The following is an 18564-nucleotide window of genomic DNA, read 5'->3' as shown; positions in this document are numbered from 1 at the left end:
CTGCTTTCGCTTGCCCTTCACGGCCCGCCGTGGCATCGCTCCCGGCCAATCGAAAGGACCTTACCGTGGACAAGACAGAACTCGCCAAACTCGAGGCTTATCTGCGCCGCACCTTCAACAACCACGCGATCAGCGTGCGCGCCCGCATGAAGAAGACCGACTCGGCAGAGGTCTATCTGGGCGAAGAGTTCATCGGCATCATCCATGTCGACGACGAGGACGGCGACCGCTCCTTCAACTTCACCATGGCGATCCTCGACGTCGATCTCGAAGGCTGACGTTCCCTGTCAGCCCTCATCCTGAGGAGCGCTCGGCGAGCGCGTCTCGAAGGATGCTCCAGGAGGCTCCGGAACCGTCTGGAGCATCCTTCGAGACGCCGCTGCGCGGCTCCTCAGGATGAGGGCTGCGCAGGATGCCAGGAAGTCCCGTACCTGTTGAATTCAGCGGATCAGCCCGTCGAGCGTCCGGCGTACGCCGCCGAGCATCAGCGCCCAGTCTGCGATGATGCTGCGCGGGAAGCGGATATTCACGTCCATGCCGCGGTGCTGGAAGGTGATGCGGCAGGGCTCGTCGAGATTGGCGGCCGTCTCTGTGGGGCAGCGGGCAGCGAAGCCCTTGCCGTCCGGCACCGAGACATAGAATTCGTCGCCTTCATAGGGCGAGCCCTTGCGGAAGCTGCGCACGACGAGGCCACCGGGGTTCGACCAGACGGTGGGCGTGAGGAAGCGGGCATAGGTCGCGAGCTGGCGGGCCGGCTCGTTGACCTTGTCGGGCGGGCTCAGTGTGATCAGCAGGCGCTTCCGATGCTGCGGCTGGGCCGGGCCGAGGCTCGGCCAATCTAGCCGCAGTCGCGCCATGCCGACGAGCCGGCTGGTGTCGTCGTCCTCATCAACCCCGGTCAAATCCTTCGGGATCATCAGCGCGACATTGCCGATGCGGGCCGGCTGCAACGTTGCGGGTTCCTCGACGCGGCGATGGGTGAGGTAAATCGCCAGCGCCGTCCCCAACGCGCCGGCCACCAGGATCGTCAGCGCGGCCTTCAGCAGGGCCCCGTCGGCCCGCGGCAGCGGCGCGGGCGGTCGCTGCAGGCGCATGCGGACCATCGACGTTAGATGGGCGGCCTGCTGGGCAGGCCGGTGATGGGACAGGGACGCGGTCATTCCGGGTACTCTCGGATCGGCTTTGCACCACTGAATCACCGCCCGCTTAACACCGCGTAAACCATAACCGGGCCGGTAGCGTTAACCATTGGTGAAGACTTGTCTTCACTCTTCGTAAACCATGCGGCAGGTTCCGCGCGTCGTTCCGGGGAGGGACCGCGCCTTGACCATTCAGCCCGCCGCGCTCGAGGCGCTCCAGTCGCTCTTCATCGGCTTCGCCTTCGCGGGTCTGCTGGCGAGCGCATTCGAGCTGTTCACTGCGCATCGGGCGGATTTCAAGCTGCTGGAGATGGGCGGGTTCGCGGCCGTGGCCAGCGTGCCGGTCGTCGTCTTCAGCGCGCCCTTCCTGATCTTGCGCAACACGGTGCAGGGCCGGCAGGTCGGAGGGCGCCCCTTCATGTTCGTGATGCTCGCCAGCATGACGGCGTCGGTCTGGAGCATGGCGTCCGGCCGGGTGGTGCTAGACCTGCTGCATATGGTCGGCGCTTGACGGCGGGGGCCGATCCTCTGCAATCCTCGGGCAGCTGACGCATCAAGGTTTACTGCCATGCCGCTCTATTCGCTCGATGGAACAAGGCCGGAGGTGCCCGGCGACGGCGCCTGGTGGCTGGCGCCCGACGCGCATCTGATCGGACGTGTGCGCCTCGCCGCGGATGTCGGGATCTGGTTCGGAGCCGTGCTGCGCGGCGACAATGAGTGGATCAGCATCGGCGAGGGCAGCAACATCCAGGAAGGCTGCGTGCTGCACACCGATATGGGCTTCCCGCTCACGGTCGGCGCCCGCTGCACGATCGGCCATCGCGCCATCCTGCATGGCTGCACCATCGGTGAGAACAGCCTGGTCGGCATGGGCGCGACCGTGCTGAACGGTGCGAAGATCGGCCGCAACAGCCTCGTCGGCGCGAATGCGCTGGTGACCGAGGGCAAGGAGTTTCCGGATAATTCGCTGATCGTCGGCTCGCCGGCGCGGGCCGTGCGGACGCTGGACGACAAGGCTGCGGCCGGCATCACCGCTTCGGCAAACGCCTATGTCCAGCGCTGGCGGCAATTCGCAGCCGGGCTCGAACGGCTGGACTGACGGTTAAAAAAGAAGCGGGCCGGCCTTCCGGGGAGGAAAGCCGGCCCTGGCGAAACCCGATCCTTGGGGACGGGTGGGTGGGGACGTGACCGAGCCTCGCCGTCCTATCGCCGCAGCCGATCCGTGGCCGCGGAAACCTTCATCAACGCTGCACCGAGGCGACCGTCGGGGTCTGCGCGCCGCCGAGCGAGGTCCAGCCCGTGCGGTATTGCGACTCGCGCTTGACGTAGACGTAGCCGGTCTGGCTCCACGGCAGGATCGCGTTGCGCTTGTTGTCGAGGACGAAGTCGCCGCGATCGGTGCGGATCATCAGCACGGCATGGCCGGCATTCTCCTCGTCGATGACCACCGTCATCAGCATGGCGCGCCGCGGCAGCCCGGCTTCGGCAAGGCGCTTGCGCTTCAGCAGCGCATAGTCCTCGCAGTCGCCCTTGCCGTCCGTCGGGATGTCCCAGCGATCGACGACACCCCAATGCTCGTCGTCGGTGACGGCCTCGATCTCGCGATTGACGCTGTTGTTGGTGGCAACGATCGTCTTCCAGAGCTTTGCGGTCATTTCGATCCGCTCGGGCTCCCGGGTATCGGTGCGGCACTCCATCGGGGAGCGCTTGCAGAAATCCGTCCAGGCGTAGGGCGCACGGGCGTCGCCGGAAGCATCGGCCGGCGCGCTTGCGACCGGGATGCCGGCGGAGCCTTGAGCGCTGGCGGAAGCTGCTCCGCCAAGGATGACCAGAGCAGTCAGCGCGGTACCAATCAGATTGCGATGTCGAGAGAGCATGTCGTCCCCTTTCTGTCCCGGGGCTGACGATGCGTGCTGGCAAATGGATTCCGGTTGAAATGGAAACGTACAAATTTATGTATTCGGCCCCGCACTCGGCGAAGAATAGATCAGCATCAATCTTGCCAAAACGAGGAAGTAACGATTCGTATCGATCGTGGAACGATATGTTAACCGTTAATTCTTTCTTGGTCTGTAGGGGATGATTAACCTACGCATCGGTTAAGGGGGGCGATGCTCGCCGGAAAGCGCTGCGCGCTCCCGTTTGCAGCGCTCAGGCAGCGATGCGCGCCAAGGGGGCCGACTTGCCGGCAACCGTCAGGCTTTAGAAGGCTGGTCATCCCGGACGGAGCGAAGCGGAGATCCGGGATCCATGCCTGAACCTTGTGCGGGCGCGCTCCGGCATGGATCCCGGGCCAAGCCCGGGATGACGGCATGATTCCGCGCATAATCGGCACGCTTCAGCGATCACGGCACGCCGCGAGCTAGGGCAACTGAGTTTTGGAAGCTGTCGGGGATTCGCTGGGGAAGAGTCGGGCCGGGGCCGACCCTCAGAGCTCGAGGTTCTCGTCGAGCAGATCGGCGGAGAGCGGGAAGCGGAACTCCGCCGCGTAGCCGCCATCGAACCGGCGGACGATGCGCGCCGGCGTCGAGCCGATCCGCACAGGCGTATTGGTCGGCAGGTCGAGATCGCTCGAAAAGGCAGTGCCGGACAGCGAGATGTCGACGATGCGGACGACATGCTCCGAGCCGTCGTCCATGGTCAGCACCGAGCGCGGGTTGCGCGGCACGACGCGCTCGTGACGGCGGTCTTCGGGAAGGCCGAGCTCTTCGCGATTGGCGAGCCAGGTGAGCTGGGCCGTGAACTTCTCGCGCTTGCGGCTGGTCGCGGTGATGGTCATCGCGAAGCCTTCCATCGTCGTACGGACGCAGGTGCCTTCGATCCGACCGAGATGTTCGAGGTAGGCGATAACGCGATCGCCGGGTTTCGCCTTGGCAGGGGCGGCGAGATGCACGCCACCCGGCGAGATGTCGAGTGTCTGGCAGGGATATTCCATGCGGTTGGGCAGCATATAGCGACCCAGCAGCACCACCTTCATACGGTGATGCCGCCTGCGTTCGGCAGGAAAGGCAGCCGTTCGGGGCGTTTGGAGCGCGCTCAACATCAAGAACCGACCTGGATTTCGGCCGATCCTAGGTGCGTTCTGGTTAACGGATCGTTCCGGTCAGGCGCGGCCGCCCGGGAGAACGACGAGGCGGGGCGGCTCCGCCCGCCGCGGTGTCGGCGGCGGACGCGAGGCCGCGGCAGGCCAGAGCATCCGCAAGGAGATCATCCGCATCGATTCGACGGTGTCGAGGCCGAGCCAATCCGGCGAGACCGCTGGCGACAGAGCGCCGAGAACGCGCGCATGGGTCCGGCCGCGGTAGCGCAGCGGCAGCAGCAGCAGCTCGAGATAGATCGGCGCGCCGTTTCTGGATTCGCCGGAGAGACCGGCGACGGCGCCGGCGCTCTCGTCCATCACGGTCTGGACGAGGCGGCGCATGTCGCCCTGCGATTCGACGTCCGGCCAGAGCGCAGTGAAGGCGCGCCCGCGCAGTTCGTGCCCGACCAGCGCACAGAGGCGGGTACCCGCCAGCCGAAAGACCGGGCCGATCGGCTCGTTCTCCAGCACGAAGGTATCGGCCAGGGCATGACGCAACGCTCCGGGCTCGATCTCGCCGCGCTCCGGCGCGGCCCGTTCGCCGCGCAGCGCGTCCCAATACTCGAAAACCAGACGTGTGCTCGTGTTTTTCATCCCGCGCCCATTTGCCGGTTGTCCCCGATAACGGTGCAGCGACCGAGAATGGCGCAGAACCGTTCGAAAGAGGGACGAATCGTTCTCTCGGAAGATCGAGGACGCATTCGCCATGCCGTCTTGCCACCGCCATCTGAGTCGGGCGAGGCAACGGGGATTGTTAGGGTTAATCAAACCTTGCCTTTGTGGAAGATCGCTAGAATGCGTATCAAATGCCTCGGAATTCGCGGGCATCGAGTCATGTGCGCAAGCGAGGTGGAGGGGGCGTGACCATGCCGGCCGGCATAACCGGGCGGCGTCACAGCCGGCGGAAAAGGGGAGGGCGCGAGCCTCTCCCCTTTTTCGTTGCACGGCGCTCAGCCTTTGCTTGCGCCGCATGGGCGCTTCGGCAAGTGTGACGCGCCATGGCGTTCCAAGATCCCCCTCGGCCGGCGCGCGAGCCCGCCCTCAACCTGCCTCCCGTCGTTGTCTGGCTGCTCGCCGCCCTGGCGCTGGTCCAGGCCGGCAGGTCGCTGCTCTCCGACTATGACGACTACGTGCTGATGTCGTGGCTGGCCTTCGTGCCGGCGCGGCTGACGCTGTGGCTCTCGCCCGGACGGCTCGAGGACGTCGTCGGAGCGATGGCTCAATCGACGGCGGGGCAGGACGTGGTCGAGCGGCTGCAGCTCGTGCGGCTGCTGCTGGCCGATGGCGGCGTCCGGCTGTGGACCTTGCTCACCTATGGCTTCCTGCATGGCTCCTGGCTGCATCTGGTCTCGAACGCGGTCTGGCTCGCCGCCTTCGGCAGCCCGGTCGCAAGACGGCTCGGACCGAATCGGTTCCTCAACCTGATGGCGCTCTCGACGATCGGCGGCGCGCTGCTGCACTGGTTCTCGCGCGATCTCGACGTGCTGCCGCTGGTCGGGGCTTCCGCCGGCGTTTCCGGTGCGACGGCGGCGGCGATCCGCTTCGTCTTCGCGCCGGGGCTGCGTTTTGGCGAACTCGGGAACGACGAGGTCGTCCGTGCGATCCCGGCAGAGCCGCTGGGCCAGCTCTGGCGCAATTCCCGGGCGCTGCTGTTCATCGGCATCTGGTTCGCGACGAACATCCTGTTCGGGGCCGGTCTCGTGCCGATCTTCGGCGAGGAGACGAGCATCGCCTGGGAAGCCCATATCGGGGGATTCGTGGTCGGGCTTCTGCTTTTTCCGATGTTCGACCGGGGTGCCTTGCGCCGCTGAGCGCCGCTGCCGAAAACCGGGCGGGATAGTTGTGGCGGATCGCCGGCAAGCCTTGCCTGCACCGGTCTCTTCCCCCACACTCGCAGCATTGCGAAGCACTCTTCGAGCCGATCCGGCGTCGTGAGTCCGCCGGTAAGCTCGCAGGGTTCCAGCGGAACCGCGCGTCGGCAACGGCGCGCCTGCGAGGAGGACCTTCCATGAATGTCGAGCAGCTGCTGAGCGGCAAGGGGCGCGAGGTCATCTCGGTGCAGCCGCACCGGACGCTGGCAGAAGCGATCCGTACGCTCAGCGAGAAGCGCATCGGCGCCGTCGTCGTCATGGGGAGCGACGGTGCGCTCGTCGGTATCCTGTCCGAGCGCGACATCATCCGCGCTCTCGGCGAGCAGGGTGGCGAGGCTTTGGAGAGCGCCGTCTCGCGCTCGATGACCTCCAAGGTCGTGACTTGCCGGCCCCAAACCAGCGTCGATGAGCTGATGGAGATCATGACGACGGGGCGCTTCCGCCATGTCCCTGTCGTCGAAAACGGACGCGTCACCGGCATCGTCTCGATCGGCGACGTGGTGAAGTATCGCGTCGCGGCGATCGAGGCCGAAAGCCAGGCGATGCGCGACTACATCGCGATGGCCTGACGTGCCTTAACGCCCCCGGCTCAGCCCTGGGGCACGATATGGCTGGCGGCGACGAGGGCGGCGATATCGTCGAGCGCACGCTGCGCCGCCTGCCGCCCCAGCTCGATGGTCTCGTCGGCGCGATGGAAGTCGAACAGGCCGATGCGGCCGAGCTTAGGGCCGATCATCACGTCCGGCGGATCGCCGGCCAGGCGCGAGCGCGAGATCCGGTCCTGCGTGATGTTGAACGCCTCGATCATCACACCGGCGAGGCCGGGGCGATTCTCGGCCGGCCGCCCGACGATGTTGCGCACGCGTTTGGCCGCCCCGCTGATGCCGTCATACCAGCGCGGCTCGGGCCGCACCTCCAGCTCGGGCACGAGCTCGTCGGGATCGGAGCCATGGTTCTGGATGATCGTGCCGCGGCCGGACAGATCGTTGTTGAGGTTGACGCAGATCACGATGTCGGCGCCCAGCGCCCGCGCGGCCGTGACCGGCACCGGGTTGACCAGCGCGCCGTCCATCAGCCAGCGGCCGCCGAGCTTCACCGGGTCGAAGACGCCGGGCAGGGCATAGGAGGCGCCGAGCGCCTCGACCAGCGGGCCATGCGTCAGCCAGATCTCGTGGCCGGAGCCGAGCTCGGTCGCGATCGCGACGAAGCGATGCGATAGGTCCTCGATGCGGACGCCGTCGAGATGCTGGTCGAGCAGGCGCTTCAGCCGCCCACCCGCGATCAGCCCGGCGCCGCCGATATGGAAATCCATCAGGCCGACGATGCGGCGCTTGGTCAGGCTGGTGGCGAATTCTGTCAGCGCGGGCAGCTTACCCGCAGCGAAGCAGCCGCCGACGACGGCGCCGATCGAGGTACCCGCGATGACATCGGGCGCGAAACCGGCTTCGACCAGTACCTCAATGGCACCGACATGAGCCCAGCCGCGCGCCGCGCCGCCGCCGAGTGCCAGGCCGATCTTCGGTCTGACGGCCGCCGGTTGCCGGTTGATCGAGCGCATGTCGTTCATTACGGCACCACCCCCGCCAAGGCCAAAGGCTCGCCGTGCAACGCCATTCCACAGCATGGACCGTTCTCTCCACAGGGACAGAGAATCTCAGAAGCTGATGAGCGAAAGGTGAACGGCATAATCGGCGGTCATTATCGCCTGGATTTGACGGGACCGTGAAGGCGCAGCAGCAGCATTGCCGATGCGCACAAGTATCAGGTGCAAATGAGGAGCGGCCTCTCCGCGTCTTCCCGCAGCGGCTTAACCCGATAGAAGCAGGAGCAGCGGCCGGTATGGCAGCAACCGCCGTCGCCGCCGACCTTCACCTTGAGCCATAGCGCGTCCTGGTCGCAGTCGATCCGCATCTCGACGATGGTCTGGATCTGGCCGGAGGTCGCACCCTTGTGCCAGAGTTCTTGGCGCGAGCGCGACCAGTACCAGGCTTCGCCGGTCTCGATCGAGCGCTTCAGCGCCTCGGCATTCATATGAGCGACCATCAGCACCGCGCCGCTGTCCGCTTCGGTAGCGACGACCGTCACCAGGCCGTTCGCGTCGAAGCGGGGGCTGAGCACCGTGCCCTCCTCGAGGGCATGCTTGTCGGCTGCGGAGGGAAACAGGCTCATCTCGGTTCCATCACGAAAAAGGCGCGTCATGCGACGCGCCTTGTAGAGCAAGGGCGGTGCCCGGCCAAACCTGCGGTCACAGCCCCGGCGACTTCACCATGGTGAAGAAGCGGACCTGCTCGGCCGGATCGTTGCGGAAGAGGCCGCGATATTGCGAGGTCATGGTCGAGGAGCCCTGCTTCTGCACCCCGCGCATCGACATGCACATATGCTCGGCCTCGACGAGGATGGCGATGCCACGCGGCTCCAGCGCCTCCTCGATCACGTCGGCGATCTGGGCGGTCATCGTCTCCTGCGTCTGCAGGCGGCGGGCATAGACGTCGACGATGCGGGCGAGCTTGGACAGGCCGACTACCCCCTTCGAGGGGTAGTAGCCGATATGCGCCTTGCCGACGAAGGGCACCATGTGGTGCTCGCAATGCGAATAGAACGGGATGTCACGGACCAGGACCATGTCCTGATAGCCCTCGACCTCCTCGAAGACGCGGTCGAGGATGTCATGCGGATTCTCGCCATAGCCCTTGTAGAATTCCTTGTAGGCCTTGGCGACGCGGCGGGGCGTATCGGACAGGCCTTCGCGCGACGGATCCTCACCCGCCCAGCGGATGAGCGTGCGGACGGCGGCCTCTGCTTCTTCCTGCGTGGGCTTGCGGACCAGAAACTTGTCGGCGGAGGGGCTGACGGCCCCCTCGACGGACAAGGACTTAACCACAGGGATCATGTGGTGCCTCCCGTTGGGACGATAGGAGCCCCGCGCTGCGACCGGGCGGCCGCGGCCACGAGGCCGTTGCGACAAGTTTCACGCCTTGCGGCGGGAGGGATGTCCATGCCCTCCCGTTCTACGGCGATCAACCCTATATTGGATCTCCGAGCCGGTCATTCCAGAGCCGCCAGAGCCGGATCCGATCAGGTTGTTCAACCTGATCGGTGAATCCGTCTCTGAACCATAATAGAGAACGCGTTGTCCGATCAGCTTGCGCTACAAGCCGATCGGCGCGTGCTCTAGGACCAAGCCATGCTGGACGACGTCTACAACAAGCGCATCCTTTCGCTTGCCGCCAACATCCCCCTGCTGCAGCGCCTGCCGTTTCCGGACGCCACGGCGCGGGCTCACTCGAAGCTATGCGGCTCGACCGTGACAGTCGATGTCACCATGGAGGGCGATGTCGTCATCGGCTTCGGCCATGAGGTGAAAGCCTGCGCGCTCGGGCAGGCCTCCTCCTCGATCATGGCGGGCCACGTCATCGGCTCGACGGCGGAGGAACTGCGGCAGGTGCGCGAACAGGCTCGCGCGATCCTGAAGGACAATGCCGATCCGCCCGAAGGCAAATGGGCTGATCTCGCCGTGCTCGTGCCGGTGCGCGACTTCAAGGCGCGGCATGCCTCGACCATGCTGACCTTCGACGCGGTGGTCGATGCGATCGATCAGATCGAGACGCGGCGGCGCGAGGCCGCCGCCTGATCATTTCATGCCGAAGGCGACCTTGATCTCCGGGATCGTCTCGTCGAAGCGCGACTTGAAGGCACGCTCCGCCAGCAGGGCCTTGGCGACGGCGCGTCCGACCTTGTCACCCGCGACGAGGTCGCTGGGATAGTGGAAGCCACAGATCAGGCGGCTTTCGTCATAGCTCTTCACCCGCTCCTCCAGCTTGTCCGCCATGTCGGGGACGGCCGCCTTGAGCAGCTCCGCATAGAGAGCAGCCGTCGCTGCATGGCCCGAAGGGAAGGAGGTTCCTTCCGGACGCGCGCCGGGGCACGGCTTGACGCGGACCTTGGCCCAGAGCTGGAAGGGGCGCGGGCGGCTGGTGAGGCGATGGACGCTCTTCAGCAGGATGCTGAGCTCGACCTGCGCCTCTCGGAACAGCAGCCGCACCTCGCGATGGGTGTTGTCGACATAGCTGGTTTCCATGCCGTTCAGGAAGTTCACCAGGCCCTGGCGCTGGTCGGCGATCGCCTGCTTCTCGCGCTCGGGCGTCCGGTTCAGCGAAAGCTGCTGCACCTGCTCGAACTCGGCCTTGGCTTCCGGGCTGTTCTGCGCCGGCGGCAGCCCGGTGAGATGGGCGACATCGAGCTTGGCACCGTCGAGCCAGAGGAGGTAAGGCCGTTGCTGGGCTGATGCCGGCACGGAAAGCACGAGGCTAAACGCCAGTCCGAGACCCGCAAGGGCATTGCGCAGGGGAGCCTGGCGCAGGGGGGCCTGGCGGAGCAGGGCATGGCGAAAGCGAACGGCGGGCATCATGTTTCCGGAATCAGGCGAGGGGAAGCGGTTCTGGTGACGGCTGAACGAAACGACGTAGATGATCTATTCCAGCGTCTCTTTGTTAAGCAAAGATTTTCGCGCCTGCGCCGGCTTGCACTTTTACCGCGCAGGCTCGCCCATATCCTGATCCGTGGTTACCAACTCAGCCTGTCCATGCTGGTTGGACGCCATTGCCGGCACTGGCCGAGCTGTTCCGCCTATACCGACGAGGCGATCCTGCGCTTCGGGCTGTGGCGGGGCGGGTGGATGGGATGCGCGCGGATATGCCGCTGCAACCCATGGGGCACGAGCGGTATCGACATCGTCTGCGAGGAATTGCCGCCGGGCGCGAGGTGGTATAGGCCGTGGGCCTATGGCCGCTGGCGCAGGACAAATGTGCCGGCGGCTTTCGATTCCGCCGCCGAACCGGCCACGGGCGGCGGAACGCACCCTTCACATCCGTAGCCGGCCTTGTCTTACGGGGCTTGTATCCCCGAGTGAGCAGGATATCCGATCGATGACGATCTCCCTGACATTTCCCGATGGCGCCAAGCGCGAATTTCCCTCCGGCATCACCGGGGCTGAACTCGCCAAGGGCATTTCCCCTTCGCTCCTGAAGCGCACCGTCGCCATGGCGCTCGACGGCACGGTCGTCGATCTCGCCGATCCGATCACCACCGACGCGAAGATCGAGTTCCTGAACCGGGAAGACCCGCGTTCGCTCGAACTGATCCGGCACGACACCGCCCACGTCCTCGCCGAAGCCGTGCAGGAACTCTTCCCGGGCACGCAGGTGACGATCGGCCCCGTCATCGAGAACGGCTTCTTCTACGATTTCGCCCGCAACGAGCCCTTCACCCCGGAGGACTTCCCGGCGATCGAGAAGAAGATGCGCGAGATCATCGCGCGCGACAAACCCTTCACCAAGGAGGTCTGGAGCCGCGACAAGGCCAAGGATTTCTTCGCCGGGAAGGGTGAGGCCTACAAGGTCGAGCTGGTCGATGCGATCCCGGCCGACCAGACGCTGAAGATGTATGCGCAGGGCGACTGGATCGACCTCTGCCGCGGCCCGCACATGACCTCGGTCGGCAAGGTCGGCAACGCCTTCAAGCTGATGAAGACGGCCGGTGCCTATTGGCGCGGCGACAGCAACAACGCGATGCTGACCCGCATCTACGGCACGGCCTTCGCGAAGCAGGAGGACCTCGACGCCTATCTCAGGCAGATCGAGGAGGCGGAGAAGCGCGACCACCGCAAGCTCGGCCGGGAGATGGACCTGTTCCACTTCCAGGAGGAGGGGCCGGGCGTCGTGTTCTGGCACTCCAAGGGCTGGCGGCTGTTCCAGGAGATCATCGCCTATATGCGCCGGCGCCTTGCCGCCGACTACGAGGAGGTGAACGCGCCGCAGATCCTCGACAAGTCGCTCTGGGAGACCTCCGGACACTGGGGCTGGTACCAGGACAACATGTTCGCGGTGAAGTCCGCCGCGGCCTTCGAGAATCCGCAGGACGCCGAGCGCGACCATCGCGTCTTCGCGCTGAAGCCGATGAACTGCCCGGGCCATGTCCAGATCTTCAAGCACGGGCTGAAGAGCTATCGCGACTTGCCGATCCGGCTCGCCGAGTTCGGCAATGTCCATCGCTACGAGCCATCAGGCGCGCTGCACGGGCTGATGCGCGTGCGCGGGTTCACGCAGGACGACGCGCATATCTTCTGCACCGAGGAGCAACTCGCCGCCGAGTGCCTGAAGATCAACGACCTGATCCTCTCGGTCTACGAGGATTTCGGCTTCACCGAGGAACTCGTCATCAAGCTCTCGACACGGCCCGAGAAGCGCGTCGGCTCGGACGCGCTCTGGGACCATGCCGAGGACGTGATGACCAAGGTGCTGGAGCAGATCGCGCGCCAGTCCGGCAACCGGATCAAGACCGAGATCAATCCGGGCGAGGGCGCCTTCTACGGGCCGAAGTTCGAATATGTGCTGCGCGACGCCATCGGCCGCGACTGGCAGTGCGGCACGACGCAGGTCGACTTCAACCTGCCGGAACGCTTCGGCGCCTTCTATATCGGTGCCGATGGCGAGAAGAAGCAGCCGGTGATGGTCCACCGCGCCATCTGCGGTTCCCTGGAGCGCTTCACCGGCATCCTGATCGAGCACCATGCCGGGCATTTCCCGCTCTGGCTGGCGCCCGAGCAGGTCGTCGTCGCGCCGATCACCTCGGACGCCGACGCCTATGCCGAGGAGGTGACGATGGCCTTTCTCGGAGCCGGCATGCGCGCACGCGCCGATCTTCGCAACGAGAAGATCAGCTACAAGGTGCGCGAGCACTCGCTCGCCAAGGTCCCGGTCATCCTGGCCGTCGGCAAGCGCGAGGCCGAGGAAAAGACGGTCACGATCCGCCGCCTCGGCAGCCAGGCGCAGACCGTGATGACGCTGTCCGAGGCGATTGCGTCTCTGACGCGGGAGGCGCTGGCGCCGGATCTGGCGCGCCGGCAGGCAGTCAGGGCGGCGTGAAGCTTCTGCGCCTTTCCTTCTCCCCTTGCGGGAGAGGGTGGCCCGGAGGGCCGGATGAGGGGTCGCACAGGTTCTGGAAGTTCGGTGTTCGTTTCGCGGCGGGCGTCGCGAGACCCCTCATCCGCCTGCCGGCACCTTCTCCCGCAAGGGGAGAAGGATGCGGTGATGCGCGCTCGCTCGACATTCCCTCTCTAGCTAATTCCGCTCCGACCATGCCAGATTGCCGGCGATGCTGACGGGTTCCTATCGCAAGCGGCTCGAGGCCGATCTCATCCGCTGGGTCGATGGCGGCCTGCTCAACGCCGACAGCGCCGGAGCGATCCGCCGCTCCGTCGCCAGCGAGCACAGCGGCTTCCGCCTGCCGGCACTGCTCGGCTTGCTCGGCGGCCTGCTGATCGCATCGAGCGTAGCGGCTTTCGTCGCGGCGAACTGGGAGGCGATCCCACGGCTGGCGAAACTTGGCGCGATCCTGGCGGGCATCTTGGCGTGCTTCGCCATTGCTTTCCGGCTTGAGCGGGGCGGTTCGCCGCGTGGCAGCGATGCGGCCGTCACCTGTGGCGTGCTGATCTTCGCCGCCGGGCTCGCGCTGGTCGGCCAGATGTACCATCTGCCGACAGATTGGCCGGGCGGCGCGGTGCTGATCGCGCTTGGCGGGCTCGCTGCCTCCTTCCTGATGCGGTCGAGCGGGGCGCTGGCGATTGCGCTCGTGGCGATCTGCGCCTGGAGCGGCGGGCGTTGGGAGGAGGCGCGCGGCGGTGCCCATTTCGGCTTCTTCATCCTCTATTTGCCGGCGCTCTGGCTGGCCCTCTCGCGCAGCAACCGGCTGATCCATCATCTCGTCGTACTCGCCGGGGCGCTCTGGATCGGCATGGTCCCTGGTTATGAGCTGTTCGATCGCTTCGATTACGGCCTGCTCGCCTATGGTCTGGCGGTGTCGGCGCTCTATGTGGCGCTGGGTGCGATCGCGCTCGATCGCGGCGGCCCCAGCCTGCTGACAGCCTGCCTGCCATGGGGCCTGCTTGGGCTCGTGCTCTGCCTGAGTTTCGAGCTGGTCCGCATTCTCGACAATGACGAGGCGCGGGCGGGGCGTGCCTTCCTGTTCGTGTTCTACGCCTATGCCGTTGCAGTTCCGCTGACGGTCCTGGCAGCTGCGACGGCGCGCGACCGGCGCTTCACCTGGCCGCTGACGGCGGCGCTCGTCCTGGCGCTGCTCGTGCCCGCCGTGTTCTGGAGCGGCAGCGCCATCGGCATGGCCGGCAAGATCACGGTGGCGAGCCTCGTCCTGCTTTCGGCGACCGCGCTGATGGTGGCGGGTGCGGCCGGAGGCGTCAGGCGGCTGGTGATGGCGGGCTCGATCCTGTTCGGCGTCGCGATCCTGATCCTGCTCTGGCAGACGATCGGCACGCTGCTGGACCAGTCGCTGTTCTTCCTCGTCGCGGGCGCGGCTCTGCTTGCGGTCGCCTCCGGCGCGCGGCGCCTGTTCGCGCGGTTGAATCCGCCCGCCGAGAAGGAGGCCGCATGATGCGCCTGTTCTCGGCCGACGCGATCGTAACGAGGATACCGCTCCTCTGGCGCGCGATTGCGGCTGTGTTGCTGCTGGGGCTCGCATTGCTCGCGCTCGTCGAGCAGCGGGCGCGCATCCTGCGTGGCGGCGCGGAGGTGCGTCTCAAGACTGTTCCGGTCGATCCGCGCGATCTCTTCCGCGGCGACTATGTCGTGCTCGCCTACCCGATCAGCACGGTCGAGGCGGGGCAGGACGGCACGCAGCCCTATCGGCGCGGGGAGACCGTTTTCGTGACGCTGGGGCGCGACGAGCAGGGCTTCGCCCGGGCGACCGGGGTTTCGCGCGACTGGCCGAAGAACAGCAACGATGCGGTCGTGATCGCAGGGCGCGTGACCGCGACAGGCGGTTGCGCCACCAATGCCGACGGCGCCTTCGACTGCAGCGGTAACCGCAACCGACTCCGTATCGCCTATGGGCTCGAGAGCTATTTCGTGCCCCAGGGCGAAGGCAAGGCAATCGAGACGACGGAGAAGGCCCGTATAGAGGTCGTCGCTGGCGTCTCCGCATCCGGCGAGGCGGCGATCAAGCGCCTGCTGATCGATGGCAAGCCGGTCTACGCCGAGCCGCCATACTGAGACCGCGCCGGCCGACAGCGTCCAGAGCGCGCTGCATTCAAGTAAAAGCGAGGGTCATCCCGGACGCCGCGAAGCGGAAATCCGGGATCCATTCCTGAACCTTTGCCGGCCGTGCTCCGGCATCGATCCCGGGTCAAGCCCGGGATTTTGTCTTCGAGCGTCACGGGCTTCGACTGAGGCCCGGCATCACATTGCCGTGTCGTCGACGCTTCGTCCCAACCCTGCCGCAAAGCGCGCTGATGGTCCGCCACACGCGCTTGTGACAATGCGCCGCGTGACGCGACTCCCCTTCGGTTATATGAACGGCAGATGAACGATCTCGACAGGGAACGTTCATCTTGAGGGGCCGCCGGCGGGGAACCCGCGATCGGCCGCCGCGTTCCGCACTAGCCCGTCCTAGCCTGCTGAAGGACAGCCGTCCGTGTCGTCCATTTCCTCCTTCAGGCGCTTCCTGCTCCTCGGCCAGCCGGCCGAAAGCACGGCGCGTTCGAGGGGCAGCCGCGATGCGCGCATCGACGTGGTGCGCGGGCTGGCGCTGCTGATCATCTTCATAAACCACATGCCCGGGAACGTCGTATCGGCCTATATGCCGCATAATTTCGGCTTCTCGGACGCGGCCGATATCTTCGTGCTGCTGGCCGGCGTTTCGGCCACCCTGGCCTATGGCGGGCTGATCGAGCAGCGCGGCTTCCCGGTCGCGGCGCTGAAGCTCGGCGGGCGCCTCTGGACGCTCTACATCGCCCATATCGCGGTGTTCATCATCGTCTGCGGCGTCGTCGCCACGGCCGTGACGCAGACGCAGAACCCGCTCTATATCGAGGCGATCAACATCCAGCCCTTCTTCCGCGACACGGTCGAGGCGCTGATCGGCGCGCTGACGCTGACCTATCAGCCGTCCTATCTCGATATCCTGCCGCTCTATATCGTGCTCCTCGCGCTGTTTCCGGCGATCTATTACGCCGTGCGGATCAGCCCGCTGCTGACGCTCGCCGTCTCGCTGGCGATCTGGCAGGCGGCGCTCGCCTTCGAGCTCAACCTGCCGAATGGCAATGCCGGGATCTGGTTCTTCAACCCATTCGCCTGGCAGGTCGTCTTCACGCTGGGAATCATCATCGGCCGCGCGGCGCAGCTCGGTGTCGGCCTGCCCCGGCTGGTCTGGCTCGATGTCGTGGCAGTCGCGTTCATTCTCTTCGCCTGGGTGGTGAAGACGTCGGCCGGCAATCCGACCGGAATCGGCGCGCTGAGCGACTGGGTCGATTCCGTCCAGCTCGGCTCGGACAAGACGAACCTCGCCTGGACCCGGCTGATGCATGTCGGGGCGCTGAGCTGGCTCGCGATCCGCTGGCTGCCGGCCGGTGGCGCGATGGCGAAATCGGCGCTTGGGCGTGCGTTGGCTTGCGCCGGGCAGAACTCCCTCCATGTCTTCTGTGTCGGGATCGTGCTGTCGATCATCGGCCAGATCGTGCTGGCGGAGACGTCCTTCGCTCTGGACGTTCAGTTGCTGATCTGCACCGCCGGCGTTACAGTGCTGACAGGCTTAGGGATTTTCCTGTCGTGGTACCGTTCGATCACGAAACGCGGCGCAAGCGCCGAGCCTACCCCGGCACGTGGCGCGCAGGCGCCGCGGCCTTCCTTCTCCTCGCGCTGAATTCCCTCGCCGCCGGCGTGCCGATGCCGGCACCGGCCGATGCCCGCTGCCGGATCGATGCGGCCAAGCCGGCTTTCCAGCCGAGCCTGCCGGCTGCGCGCAAGGCGCTGCAGGAAACCGGCCGGCTGACGGTCGTGGCGCTCGGTTCCTCCGCGACGGCCGGTTCCGGCGCCAGCGCCGAGGACAAGAGCTATCCGGCCGTGCTGCAGGCAGAACTGCGGCGCCGCCTGCCCGGAGCCGAGGTCAAGGTCGTCAATAAGGGTGTGGGTGGCCAGTCGGCTTACGACATGCTGTTACGGATGCAGGTGGACGTCATCGACGAGAAGCCGGCCATCGTGATCTGGCAGACCGTGATCAACGACGCGATCCGCGACATCGGCGAGGAGAAGCTCGCCAAGATCCTGAGCAAGGGCATCGGCAAGGCGCGCGCGGCGGGGGTTGACATGATCCTGATGGATCTGCCGTGGCTGCCGCGCGAGGGTCGCTACCCGCATTACGACGAGTATCGCGCCGTGCTGACAAAGACGGCGCAGGAGCAGGGCGTCTCGGTTTTCCCACGCTATGCGCTGATGAAGGGCTGGTCGAATTCGCGCCAGTTCACGCCGGAGGAGCTCCTCGGCATGGATGGGCTGCATCTGGTCGATGCCGGCTATCGCTGCCTGGGCCTGCGCCTCGCCGACGGCATCGTCTCGGGCATCGGCAATGTCCGGATCGAGACGGTCGCGCCGGGCGTGAAACCGACCAACTGAGCCGGGCGCGTCAGTCTCGGGCGGAGCCAAACGCAGATCCGAGAATCTCCCGCGGAGAAGGCGCTGGTTTCCGAGATGCTCGGGTCAGGCCCGAGCATGACGGGGGGTTATTTCGCAAGCACCTCGATATCGCGGTCGCTGCCGGATTCGACCTTGAAGTCGCGCGAATAGACCTGCCCCTCCTGCCGGGCGATCAGGACGTAATCGCCCTCGGCCAGGATCACCTGCGGAAAGGCGCCGATCGCCTCGCGGATGACGTCGCCGCCGGGGGTCAGCACGCTGAAGGCTGTGCCGGCGAAGGCTTCGCCGCCAGCGGCGGCGACGAGCTTCAAGGTGACCTTGGCGGCGCGGTGATGGAGCGTCGCCTCTGTGACCTTGCCGGTCTCCACCTTCACGTCGGCGCGCTGGATGGCGTTAGAATCGCCGTAGGTGGAGACGACGTGATAGGTGCCCTCGGGCAGGCGGATGACCTCGCCGGCCTTGGCCCCGCTGGTGACGAGCCGGCCTTCCGAATTGCCCTGCAACGGCACGAAAACGGAGAAGGAGAGCTGCCCGGCGGATATCGGCGCGTCGCCGATCGACCCTGCCAGGGACAGCGCGCCGGCGCTGATCTGCACCTGGTCGCGCAATCCTTGCGGCCCGAGACTGACGCGCTTGGTGCCGCTGGCAAAGCCGTAGGCGGCGTGAACGATGTAGTTGCCCGGCGGAAGCGCGAAGTTCGGTTCGGGTTCCGTGGAGCGCGCAACGATCCGGGGTGACGAACCGTCGACGGTCTCGCTGAGGATACGCCAGTTCAAGCCGGACCGGATCGGCTTGCGATCGCTGGCGAACTGGGCCGTGACGGCGAGCCGTGACTGGGCGGTCGCGGAGCCGGGCGCGGCTGGTGCCGGGGCGTCGGCACCCGGACCGGTATCGGGCGTCGGTGTCTGGGCCGAAGCCGGCGAGAACAGGACGGCCACGGCGAAGACGACGCCGGCCAAGCGGCGACCAGCTTCAAAACCATCCAATTCAAGCAT

Annotated in this window: 21 protein-coding genes; 12 read left to right on the top strand and 9 right to left on the bottom strand. The window is 66.1% G+C overall.

Annotated elements, in window-relative coordinates:
- Positions 1-65 precede the first annotated feature (65 nt).
- Positions 66-278 carry a DUF3126 family protein gene (locus NWE53_RS08485; RefSeq protein ID WP_265053892.1) on the top strand — a complete coding sequence of 71 codons (213 nt, stop codon included), beginning with the start codon at positions 66-68 and terminating at the stop codon, positions 276-278.
- Between the two features lie 162 nt (positions 279-440).
- Here NWE53_RS08485 and NWE53_RS08480 read toward each other — a convergent pair whose 3' ends face one another.
- A complete protein-coding gene (locus NWE53_RS08480) occupies positions 441-1160 on the bottom strand; it encodes a hypothetical protein (protein ID WP_265053891.1) in 720 nt (239 codons plus the stop codon).
- Between the two features lie 163 nt (positions 1161-1323).
- Between NWE53_RS08480 and NWE53_RS08475 the strand changes: the two genes are divergently transcribed.
- Both NWE53_RS08475 and NWE53_RS08470 read left to right on the top strand, forming a co-directional pair.
- Positions 1324-1650 (top strand): DUF6949 family protein, encoded by a 327-nt coding sequence (locus tag NWE53_RS08475; protein WP_265053890.1) that lies wholly within the window; start codon positions 1324-1326, stop codon positions 1648-1650.
- Between the two features lie 57 nt (positions 1651-1707).
- Complete coding sequence (locus NWE53_RS08470; protein WP_265053889.1) at positions 1708-2238, top strand: gamma carbonic anhydrase family protein; 531 nt, start codon at positions 1708-1710, stop codon at positions 2236-2238.
- Positions 2239-2380: 142 nt separating this feature from the next.
- Here NWE53_RS08470 and NWE53_RS08465 read toward each other — a convergent pair whose 3' ends face one another.
- The 3 genes from NWE53_RS08465 to NWE53_RS08455 form a co-directional block, all read right to left on the bottom strand.
- Positions 2381-3016 carry a transglutaminase-like cysteine peptidase gene (locus NWE53_RS08465; protein ID WP_265053888.1) on the bottom strand — a complete coding sequence of 212 codons (636 nt, stop codon included), beginning with the start codon at positions 3014-3016 and terminating at the stop codon, positions 2381-2383.
- 551 nt (positions 3017-3567) lie between these two features.
- Positions 3568-4182 carry a PilZ domain-containing protein gene (locus tag NWE53_RS08460; RefSeq protein ID WP_265053887.1) on the bottom strand — a complete coding sequence of 205 codons (615 nt, stop codon included), beginning with the start codon at positions 4180-4182 and terminating at the stop codon, positions 3568-3570.
- A gap of 60 nt (positions 4183-4242) precedes the next feature.
- On the bottom strand, positions 4243-4812 hold the full coding sequence (locus NWE53_RS08455; RefSeq protein ID WP_265053886.1) for a PAS domain-containing protein: 570 nt from the start codon (positions 4810-4812) through the stop codon (positions 4243-4245).
- 404 nt (positions 4813-5216) lie between these two features.
- Here NWE53_RS08455 and NWE53_RS08450 point away from each other — a divergent pair, with 404 nt between their 5' ends.
- Both NWE53_RS08450 and NWE53_RS08445 read left to right on the top strand, forming a co-directional pair.
- Entirely contained in the window at positions 5217-6029 is an 813-nt protein-coding gene (locus NWE53_RS08450; RefSeq protein WP_265053885.1) for a rhomboid family intramembrane serine protease, read from the top strand.
- Positions 6030-6226: 197 nt separating this feature from the next.
- Complete coding sequence (locus NWE53_RS08445; protein ID WP_265053884.1) at positions 6227-6658, top strand: CBS domain-containing protein; 432 nt, start codon at positions 6227-6229, stop codon at positions 6656-6658.
- Positions 6659-6678: 20 nt separating this feature from the next.
- On the opposite strand, the gene NWE53_RS08440 is transcribed toward NWE53_RS08445, so the two are convergent.
- From NWE53_RS08440 to folE, 3 genes are all read right to left on the bottom strand, one after another.
- Entirely contained in the window at positions 6679-7656 is a 978-nt protein-coding gene (locus NWE53_RS08440; protein ID WP_265053883.1) for a patatin-like phospholipase family protein, read from the bottom strand.
- A gap of 194 nt (positions 7657-7850) precedes the next feature.
- The gene (hisI, locus tag NWE53_RS08435; protein ID WP_265054844.1) at positions 7851-8258 is read right to left on the bottom strand and encodes a phosphoribosyl-AMP cyclohydrolase; all 408 of its coding nucleotides are present in this window, start codon (positions 8256-8258) and stop codon (positions 7851-7853) included.
- Positions 8259-8334: 76 nt separating this feature from the next.
- Positions 8335-8979: a GTP cyclohydrolase I FolE gene (gene folE / locus NWE53_RS08430; RefSeq protein ID WP_265053882.1), complete on the bottom strand. Its 645-nt coding sequence runs from the start codon at positions 8977-8979 to the stop codon at positions 8335-8337.
- Positions 8980-9273: 294 nt separating this feature from the next.
- On the opposite strand from folE, the gene NWE53_RS08425 reads away from it, so the two are divergent.
- A complete protein-coding gene (locus NWE53_RS08425; protein ID WP_265053881.1) occupies positions 9274-9720 on the top strand; it encodes an iron-sulfur cluster assembly scaffold protein in 447 nt (148 codons plus the stop codon).
- Here NWE53_RS08425 and NWE53_RS08420 read toward each other — a convergent pair whose 3' ends face one another.
- Positions 9721-10494 (bottom strand): phosphatase PAP2 family protein, encoded by a 774-nt coding sequence (locus NWE53_RS08420; protein WP_265053880.1) that lies wholly within the window; start codon positions 10492-10494, stop codon positions 9721-9723.
- Positions 10495-10599: 105 nt separating this feature from the next.
- On the opposite strand from NWE53_RS08420, the gene yidD reads away from it, so the two are divergent.
- The 6 genes from yidD (at position 10600) to NWE53_RS08390 (ending at position 17548) form a co-directional block, all read left to right on the top strand.
- The gene (gene yidD / locus NWE53_RS08415) at positions 10600-10962 is read left to right on the top strand and encodes a membrane protein insertion efficiency factor YidD (RefSeq protein ID WP_265054843.1); all 363 of its coding nucleotides are present in this window, start codon (positions 10600-10602) and stop codon (positions 10960-10962) included.
- A gap of 52 nt (positions 10963-11014) precedes the next feature.
- Positions 11015-13012, top strand: a complete 1998-nt coding sequence (gene thrS, locus NWE53_RS08410; RefSeq protein ID WP_265053879.1) for a threonine--tRNA ligase — start codon at positions 11015-11017, stop codon at positions 13010-13012.
- A 229-nt stretch (positions 13013-13241) separates the two neighbouring features.
- Positions 13242-14534 (top strand): DUF2157 domain-containing protein, encoded by a 1293-nt coding sequence (locus NWE53_RS08405; protein WP_265053878.1) that lies wholly within the window; start codon positions 13242-13244, stop codon positions 14532-14534.
- A complete protein-coding gene (locus NWE53_RS08400; protein ID WP_265053877.1) occupies positions 14531-15151 on the top strand; it encodes a GDYXXLXY domain-containing protein in 621 nt (206 codons plus the stop codon). Before NWE53_RS08405 ends, NWE53_RS08400 begins: the two co-directional genes overlap by 4 nt.
- Positions 15152-15572: 421 nt before the next feature.
- The gene (locus NWE53_RS08395; RefSeq protein WP_265053876.1) at positions 15573-16799 is read left to right on the top strand and encodes an OpgC family protein; all 1227 of its coding nucleotides are present in this window, start codon (positions 15573-15575) and stop codon (positions 16797-16799) included.
- A 23-nt stretch (positions 16800-16822) separates the two neighbouring features.
- Positions 16823-17548 carry an SGNH/GDSL hydrolase family protein gene (locus tag NWE53_RS08390; protein ID WP_265053875.1) on the top strand — a complete coding sequence of 242 codons (726 nt, stop codon included), beginning with the start codon at positions 16823-16825 and terminating at the stop codon, positions 17546-17548.
- Between the two features lie 107 nt (positions 17549-17655).
- On the opposite strand, the gene NWE53_RS08385 is transcribed toward NWE53_RS08390, so the two are convergent.
- Positions 17656-18564, bottom strand: a complete 909-nt coding sequence (locus tag NWE53_RS08385; protein ID WP_265053874.1) for a hypothetical protein — start codon at positions 18562-18564, stop codon at positions 17656-17658.

It is taken from the genome of Bosea sp. NBC_00550 (genome assembly GCF_026020075.1).
In the GTDB taxonomy this organism is placed as follows: domain Bacteria; phylum Pseudomonadota; class Alphaproteobacteria; order Rhizobiales; family Beijerinckiaceae; genus Allobosea.
Note: the sequence above shows the minus strand (reverse complement) of the source record. Positions and strands in the feature narration are given on the sequence as shown.